At 61.9% G+C, this 7,625-nt stretch carries 8 protein-coding genes; 3 read left to right on the forward strand and 5 right to left on the reverse strand.

All coding sequences use genetic code 11. The features are described from left to right. From NW835_RS01875 to mrdA, 3 genes are all read right to left on the reverse strand, one after another. A partial coding sequence (locus NW835_RS01875) for a pyridoxal phosphate-dependent aminotransferase (protein WP_414414371.1) occupies positions 1–742 on the reverse strand: 742 nt, incomplete at its 3' end. Between the two features lie 70 nt (positions 743–812). Then, positions 813–1,130, reverse strand: a complete 318-nt coding sequence (locus NW835_RS01880) for an HU family DNA-binding protein (protein ID WP_011429825.1) — start codon at positions 1,128–1,130, stop codon at positions 813–815. A gap of 332 nt (positions 1,131–1,462) precedes the next feature. Further along, positions 1,463–3,343: a penicillin-binding protein 2 gene (mrdA, locus tag NW835_RS01885; RefSeq protein ID WP_414414372.1), complete on the reverse strand. Its 1,881-nt coding sequence runs from the start codon at positions 3,341–3,343 to the stop codon at positions 1,463–1,465. A 122-nt stretch (positions 3,344–3,465) separates the two neighbouring features. On the opposite strand from mrdA, the gene NW835_RS01890 reads away from it, so the two are divergent. Beyond that, a complete protein-coding gene (locus tag NW835_RS01890) occupies positions 3,466–4,731 on the forward strand; it encodes a lipopolysaccharide biosynthesis protein (RefSeq protein ID WP_414414373.1) in 1,266 nt (421 codons plus the stop codon). Here NW835_RS01890 and NW835_RS01895 read toward each other — a convergent pair. Both NW835_RS01895 and NW835_RS01900 read right to left on the reverse strand, forming a co-directional pair. Beyond that, entirely contained in the window at positions 4,718–5,083 is a 366-nt protein-coding gene (locus NW835_RS01895) for an FHA domain-containing protein (protein WP_414365424.1), read from the reverse strand. The genes NW835_RS01890 and NW835_RS01895 overlap by 14 nt on opposite strands. Positions 5,084–5,200: 117 nt before the next feature. After that, positions 5,201–6,043 (reverse strand): SDR family oxidoreductase, encoded by an 843-nt coding sequence (locus tag NW835_RS01900; protein ID WP_414365422.1) that lies wholly within the window; start codon positions 6,041–6,043, stop codon positions 5,201–5,203. Positions 6,044–6,161: 118 nt separating this feature from the next. Here NW835_RS01900 and NW835_RS01905 point away from each other — a divergent pair, with 118 nt between their 5' ends. After that, on the forward strand, positions 6,162–6,653 hold the full coding sequence (locus NW835_RS01905) for a YajQ family cyclic di-GMP-binding protein (protein ID WP_414414374.1): 492 nt from the start codon (positions 6,162–6,164) through the stop codon (positions 6,651–6,653). A 144-nt stretch (positions 6,654–6,797) separates the two neighbouring features. Further along, complete coding sequence (locus tag NW835_RS01910) at positions 6,798–7,472, forward strand: DUF3318 domain-containing protein (RefSeq protein ID WP_414414375.1); 675 nt, start codon at positions 6,798–6,800, stop codon at positions 7,470–7,472. Positions 7,473–7,625 lie beyond the last annotated feature (153 nt).

The raw sequence follows: 7,625 nt of genomic DNA on the forward strand, positions 1-7,625 counted from the left end.
AGCCGATGCGCAAGCCGGGCAAGGTAAAGAACTTGGTCAGCGAACGGATGACGATGGTGTTGGGGTGGGCCTCCAGGTGAGGGATCAAAGTCTGGCTGCGGGGCAGCTCTCCCACCTCTGAGCCGGCGTCTAGAGGGGGGAGCTCCTGCGGGGCGTCTCCTGGCAAAAAGTCCATAAAAGCTTCATCCACCACCACCTGCTCAAACTGGGTCAGGAGGGGCAAGAGGTCTTGCCGGAGGAAAAGCCGGCCCGTCGGGTTGTGAGGATTGTTCAGCCAGAGCACCCGGCCTGTCTTGTCCGCCCGGATCCCTTTCTGCAGCAAGGCTAGGGTGGGGGATCCCTGAGAGGGCCAAAGATCCAAACCCCTGAGGGTTACACCCGCCGCCCGCAGGGCCCGTTCATAGTCCCCAAAAGCCGGTCGGGGCAGCCAAACCTCCCGCCCCTGGGCATCGCGGGCGGCCCAGGTGAGCAACTCCGCCGCCCCATTGCCCACGAAGATCCACTCCGGATCGACCGCCCAGCGCCGCGCCAAACAGGCCCGCAGCTCGCGGTAGTCGGGATCCGGATAGCGGCTGATCACAACTGGATCCGGCGCCGACAGGGCGCGAGCCAGAGCTTGCAAAACCGACTGCGGAGGGCCCAGGGGGTTGAGGCTAGCCGAAAAATCCAAAATAGCCTCAGCAGGGCAGCCGGCGATGGCTGCCCCCCAAGCTCGATTGCCACCATGCTGAGGCCGTTGCACGCCTATCCATCCCAAAGCTCAGGTTCACCGAGAGAACTCCGCCTGAGGAGCGCGAACGGCTGGGATCTCGTCAAACTCCCGAAGACTTGTGGCCACCTGCCACCGCATCGCGGAAAGTTTTGCCTGCGGTGAAAGTCGGGACAATGCTGGCCGGGATCACCATCTTCTCGTTGGTCTTTGGGTTGCGACCTTCCCGTTGTTTGCGTTTGCGGGCCTCAAAGGAGCCGAAGCCCACCAGGGTCACCTTCCCTTTGGGTTCACCGTTTTCATCGCGGGATGCGACCTCTTCGACAATGATCTCCAGCGCCGCCGTCAGGACAGCTTCAGCTTCTTTTTTGGTTACGTTGGCGCGATGAGCGACGGCATCCACAAGCTCTGCCTTGTTCATCCTGATCTCCTCGTGAGTTAGGCAATAGGGTTAAAACTGACTCTGGCCGCGTACTCGCGAGGGGCTGCGAAGCAACCACGGCCCAGAGTGTTCTCAGTCTGTAGGAGCGGGGCTTGCCCTGCACTGCGCCAAAGCGCCGCTGGCGCGAATGGCAGGATTGTGGCAGTTTGGCTCCAAATCACTGACATATTCTACAGCCAAGTTAGGGTAGAAGCCGGTTGGAGAAGGGATTTTAGGGGGGCTGAGCGGAATTTTTGGGGAACAAAGAGAGATCAACCGATAATCCTAATACCCACTCCCCTCGGATGCCGGGGCAAGTCCCGCCCAGGGCATCACAGGTCGCGTTGGAAGTAGGCCCGCATCACCTCGCGGAAGATCGGGGCTGCCCGGGATCCACCCCCGCCGCCACTGTTTTCCAGAAAGACCACGACCACCAATTCGGGCTGGTCGGAGGGCGCATAGCCGACAAACCAGGCGTGAGAGCGCCGCGGCGGATCCTCGGCAGTGCCGGTTTTGCCGGCGGTAGGGGGAAAGCCCGGCCCCAGGTTGGCGTTGCCGCCAGTGCCGTAGACCACGACATCCCGCAGCCCCTGTTGCAAGATCTCCAGGGTAGCGGGGGAGAGACCTACCTTCTGCCGCAGGGGCACGGCGCTTTCCGGGATCACCTGCTGCGAGAGCAAGGGACGCACCCGCCAGCCGCCGTTGGCCACCGCTGCTGTGACCACCGCCATCTGCAGCGGCGTGGCGGTGATAAATCCCTGGCCGATGGACATGTTCACCGTATCGCCCACATACCAAGGCTCGCGCCAGTGGCGCTGTTTCCAGTCGGCGTCAGGCACCAGCCCAGCAGCTTCCCCCTTAAGGCCGATCCCGGTCAATTGCCCCAGCCCGAAGCGGCGCGACCATTCTTGCAGGGGGGCGGCCTTGGTGCCCAGGGCAATCTGGTAGAAGAAGGTGTCGCTGCTGTAGGCCATCGCCTGGCGGTAGTTCAGCCGCCCGAAGCCGGCACGGTTCCAGTCCCAGAACCTCCACCCGCCCACCTGGATGTAGGGGCCGGTCTGCAGCACCGTATCCGGGGGAAAGGCCCCCGACTCGATCCCGGCAGCGGTGGTGATGATTTTGTAGGTGCTGGCGGGGGGATAGGGCCGCAGGGCGCGGTTGAGGAAGGGAAAGTCCTTCTGTTGCAGGCTCTCCCACTGGGCTTGGGTGATGCGGCTGGAAAAGAGGTTGGGATCAAAAGTGGGATAGCTGGCCATGGCCAGGATCGAGCCGTCGCGGGGATCCAGGGCGACTACTGCTCCTTTCTGCTGGCCCAGGGCTTGCTCTGCCGCCTGCTGCAGGCGTACGTCCAAAGTCAGCTGCAGGGTGTTGCCCGGTTGGGGGGCTTGTTCTCCCAGCACCCGCAGCACTTCTCCCATGGCGTCCACCTCCACCTGGCGCCCGCCCCACTGGCCGCGCAGATGGCTCTCGAACAATTCCTCCACGCCCATCAGGCCGACGATATCCCCCAAGCGATAGCTGGGGTCGGCCCGCAGTTGTTCTTGCGAGATCTCGCCGGTATAGCCCAGCAGGTGGGCGGCCAAGTCGCCATGGGGATAAAACCGCACCGTCTCCGCCTCCACCATCACCCCCGGCAGTTCGCGGCTCATCTCTTCCAGTTGAATGACCACCTGGGGGCTGGCGTTGCGCAGGATGCGTACGGGAAACGGGGAGCGGTAGCCGGCCTGTTCCAGCTTTTGGGCAATTTCTTCGGGGGCCATGTTCAAGGCTTGGGCCAGCTTGGGGATCGTCTCCTGCCAGCCCTGCCGCGACTGCACCAACGGCCACAGGAAGACTGAGTGGGAGAGCTGGCTGCCCGCCAGCAGCACGCCGTTGCGATCCACAATGCGCCCCCGTTCCGGCGGCTGGGGCAAGAGGCGAATGCGGTTGGTATCGGCCAACTGGCGGTAATACTGGGTGCGCACCAGTTGCAGGTAGGCCAGGCGGGATCCCAGCCCTCCCAGGAGCAAGCCGCTGGCCAGCAGGAGCAAAACCAGGGCCCGATAACCCTGACCCACCGTTTTGGCCGGCGGGGATCCCAGCCAGCGAGGGCTACTGGTCGGCGGGGGAAGGACGCGGCGCGGGTCGGGGGGCCTGGAGTGGGGGGAAAACAGGGTTTTGGGATCCCGTCCCGCGGATGTGGCGGTGCCGCCAACAGGGTAAAGTTTGGCCATGAAGAATTGCCGCAAAAGTTGCAACTCATCCGCCCAGCGCCCAACGTCGCACGTTTGGGCAGGTCGTCTCAGCCTCCCTCCAGTATCCCTGGCTGCGGCCAGCCTCGTCCAGGAGAGTTGCTGTGGATAGGGCAGAACAACAGCGGCTACGACAGGCTGCCTGGCTGATGCTGGGCAATGGCCTGCGCCTGGGGTTGTCCGGGGCCTATTTCATCCTGCTGGCGCGGCTGTTGGGGCCGGAAGCCTTTGGGGTGTTCTCCGCCATCTTGGCCTGCAGCAACCTGGCCGCCCCGTTTGGCCATTGGGGCCAGTCGGAACTGCTGATCCAGCGCCTGAGCGGCCGGGGATCCGCGGCGGCTGCCCAGGAGATCGGCCCCAGCTTGTGGTTGGCCGGGCTAGGCTGTGGGGGGATGACGCTGCTGTTAACACCTCTGTTGAGCCTTTGGCTGGCCGGGATCTCCCCCCTCGTGGTAGGGATCCTGCTGGGGAGCGACCTGCTGTTTATCGCCATCCCTGAGGTGTACAGGGGGATCCTGATCGGGCAAGAGCGGGTTGCCGGCGTGGCCCTCATCGATACCAGCATGGCGCTGGGGCGGGTTGGCGCTGTGCTGCTAGCGTTGGCTCTGGGTTGGGGATCCCTGGTGCAGTGGGCCGTGCTGTACGGTCTGATGGTGCTGGTCGTGCTGCTGCTGATGGCGCGGGGGATGGGACGGTGGAGTAAGCTTTCTCCCCCCTTGGCCTGGAGAGATCTGGGGGAACGGCTAGCGGCGGGCTGGGATTTTGCCGTGGGGCTGGCGGCGGCAAAAACCTTCACCGATTTGGACAAGCTGCTTTTGCCCCGTCTGGCCTCGGCAGCAGCAGGGGGGCTCTACAGCGCCGCCTACCGGGTGATCAACTTCTCGCAAACGCCGATGATCGCCCTGCTCACCAGCCACTTTGCCGAGCTGTGCCGCCAAGGACAAAAGGGCCTACGGCAGGGCTGCCGCTACGCCTGGCAGCTCTTCCCTTGGGTGGTGGGCTATGGCAGTTTGGCCGCCCTGGGGATGGCGCTGGGATCCTACGGGATCCCCTGGGTGCTGGGATCGGCTTACCAGGAAACCGCTCTCATCCTGCGCTGGCTCAGCCCGGTCATCCTGCTGGAAGGGATCCACCTGCTGCTGTCTCACCTGCTCACCGGAGCCGGGCTGCAAAAGCCGCGCAGCCGCCTGCAACTGGCGGCACTGGGTCTGAACGGGCTTTTGAATGGGATTTGGATCCCGATGTGGGGCTGGCGAGGAGCAGCCTTGGCCACTTTGATCTCAGAAGTAGCCCTGCTGCTGGCCTTGCTGCTGCTAATTCAGCGGCAATTACGCCCTCTGGAGGGATCCCCTGAAGCTACGGGGCCTTGACGATCTTGTAGGTGGCCTTGGCATCGGGGCCGAAGGTGATCACATCCCCCGACTTAAGCTGGTGGGTGGTCAGCTTCTGGCCGTTGATCAGGAGGCCGTTGGTGCTGGGCCTACCCTCCAGATCCCCATCGAGAATGCGGTAGTAGTATTCTCCCTCCTTCTCAGCAGGGACGCGTAGCAGCATGGCGTGGTAGCGGGAGGCGTATTGGGAGTTGAGGCAGATGTCGTTGGCCAGGTCGCGACCAATGAAGTATTTTGCAGCGGTCAGCACCTGGCTGCGGCGGCCATCTCGATCCTCCACGACCAAGATGTGCTGCTGAGCACTTGGAGGAGAAGGCACAGAATCAACCATAATTCCTTCCGCTGCAACTGCCCGAATCTAACCCTAGCACCATACTATACAGACAAAAGCTCGACCCTGGCATTGGCAGAGCTGCAGAATCGCCTACCCGAGATGGCCTGCCGAACCTCAAAGTCGGCCACGGGCACTTTGCAGTAGCGGGCCCACCAGCCCTGGGAAAAGGGTGTAGGCCCCCACCGCCCACTGAGCCATGCCCACCACGACCTCCGACTTCGACTGGCGAGCGGCGTCCCAAATGGCTGCAGCCACGTCTTCCGGCTGGCTGACCCAAAAGCTCTCTAGTGCCTGTTGCATCCGCTGCCGCGCCGCGCTGCTTGAGCCTTGGGACTCGCTTTCGGGAGAGACCTCCGGCGCCGCCTCATCAACAAAAACGGCTCGCTTGAGAAAACTGCTGTTGACTGGGCCGGGGTGGACGCCAATTACCTGGATCCCATGGGGTTGCAGCTCTAGACGCAGCGCCTCCGTTAGCCCACTGACCGCATACTTGCTGGCACAATAGGCAGTCATCTGGGGCAGGGGCATCTTGCCGCCGATGGAGCCCACGTTGATGATCTGGCCTTGTTTGCGCTTCAGCATGTGGGGGAGCACAGCCCGGATGGTGTACAGGTAACCCCAAAAATTAACCGCCATCAGGGCTTGCCAGTGTTCCAGCGTAGTCTGTAGGAAGGGGCCGCTCAGGCAAATGCCGGCGTTGTTGATCAGGCAGTCGATGCGGCCGTAGCGCTCTAGGGTGGCCTCCACCAGGTTTTGCACCTGTTCCGGTTGCGTCACGTCAGTGGGGACAGCCAACACTTCTGCATTGAGGCTTTGCTCCAGCTCGATGGCTGTTTGCTTCAGGGTTTCAGCCGTGCGGGCAGCCAGCGCCAGGCGGTAGCCACCGCGGGCAAAAGTAAAGGCGGTGGCCCTGCCAATACCCTCGGAAGCGCCTGTAATTAAAACAACATCAGCCATCCTGCTGCTCCCCACTTTTTGGGTTAGGATTCTTCCTTCTGTTGTAACTCCTCCGGAGAGCGGGGATCCTTGGCCATCTGAGAGCGTATGATACGGAACGGCAGCAAAGATAGGGTTTATGGCCTCCACTTACTCGTTTGATATTGTCAGCGATTTCGATTGGCAGGAGTTGGTGAACGCTGTGGATCAGGCCCAGCGAGAGATCAAACAGCGCTACGACCTCAAGGATACCCAGACGGAAATTGTGCTGGAGGAGGGATCCCTGACCATCACCACTGCCAATGAGATGGCTCTCAATTCCGTTCGCGATCTGCTTCTCACCAAAGCGGCCAAGCGGGGCCTCTCCCTGAAGATCTTCGACTTTCAACCCCCGGAGAGTGCCGCTGGCAACCGGGTGCGCCAGGTCGTTCGTCTCAAAAGAGGTATCGATGCGGCGCTGGCCAAGCAGATTGCCAAGCAAATCCGCGACAACTTCAAGAAGGTGCAGCCCTCCATTCAAGGGGATCTGGTGCGGGTTTCCGGCAAAGACAAAGATGAGCTACAGGCGGTCATTCAAATGCTCAAGCAGCAGGATTACCCGGTGGCGCTGCAGTTTGTCAATTACCGGTAGCACGGCCACAGCAGGCAAGGGATCCCAGCTCGCGTAGCCCCTTGGCTCTTGGCTTTTTGGGAGCTAGCCCACAGAGAAGGCCAGAATCCTTTACCATGGGTAGGTAGTGATCTCCATCTCCAACCGCAGCTCTACCGCGCCAGTATGTACACCATTTCTGAGTTCGATCGCCTGATCCAGTTTCTCCCGGTGGAGATCCGACCCGAGGTGCAGATCGAGATTGGATCCCCTGACCAGTCTCGGGTTGTGCAGCCGCTCTGGCGCTTTCCCTGGCAGAAGTACACTCGCTTTGCCATCGACCTGAGCCGTTGGCAGAAGCTGAGCCCCGATCAACAGAAGATCTACTTTTTGCGGGAAGCCGTGATGGCCACCGAGCTGGCCTTGGGAGACAACTGGTCGGCGCTATTGCTGTATCCCGCCCTAATTGGGGCCGGCAGCATGGGCATTTTGGTGGAGCTGCAGATGGGAGATAACCTTGGCGTGGGCTTGGCAGCCGGCTTGGCGGCATCGGCGGTGTTTCTGCTGCGTAAATCAGAAAAGGGACAAAAAGCGCAAGTCGCAGCCGATGAATTCGCCGTGCGCTATGCCTCCCAAAACGGCTACACCTCTGAACAGGCGGCTGCCATTTTGCTGAGTGCCCTGCAGCAGGTGGCTATCCTCGAAGATCGCGTTAAGAGCGACTACGACACCACCATGCGCCACCGCAACCTGGAGTTCCTGGCCCAGCGGGGCCTCGGCTCCGGCACCTTGACCATCAATCCCAAGTACCGCAACAAGGGCCAAGGCCCCAACCCCTACCAAAATCCCTTTCAGCGCTGAGCAGTCGCTGCGAGCTAGGTGGGGAATGACTTCCGACCCTCATCTTCGTTGAGTCAACACAACATGGCTGACGCCACGCTGCGCGAACCGATAGCGTACGGCTTCACGCTTCCCAGACTTGTTGGTACAGAGGTCTCAGCGTGCTGCCACCGT

It is taken from the genome of Synechococcus sp. OH2, assembly GCF_047462155.1.
Taxonomy (GTDB): domain Bacteria; phylum Cyanobacteriota; class Cyanobacteriia; order Thermostichales; family Thermostichaceae; genus Thermostichus.

Coding starts and splice junctions, on each gene's coding strand:
- NW835_RS01900 (WP_414365422.1), bottom strand. CDS start 6,043: ATGGCTGATGTTGTTTTAATTACAGGCGCTTCCGAGGGTATTGGCAGG.
- mrdA (WP_414414372.1), bottom strand. CDS start 3,343: ATGGCCAAACTTTACCCTGTTGGCGGCACCGCCACATCCGCGGGACGG.
- NW835_RS01880 (WP_011429825.1), bottom strand. CDS start 1,130: ATGAACAAGGCAGAGCTTGTGGATGCCGTCGCTCATCGCGCCAACGTA.
- NW835_RS01910 (WP_414414375.1), top strand. CDS start 6,798: ATGTACACCATTTCTGAGTTCGATCGCCTGATCCAGTTTCTCCCGGTG.
- NW835_RS01895 (WP_414365424.1), bottom strand. CDS start 5,083: ATGGTTGATTCTGTGCCTTCTCCTCCAAGTGCTCAGCAGCACATCTTG.
- NW835_RS01905 (WP_414414374.1), top strand. CDS start 6,162: ATGGCCTCCACTTACTCGTTTGATATTGTCAGCGATTTCGATTGGCAG.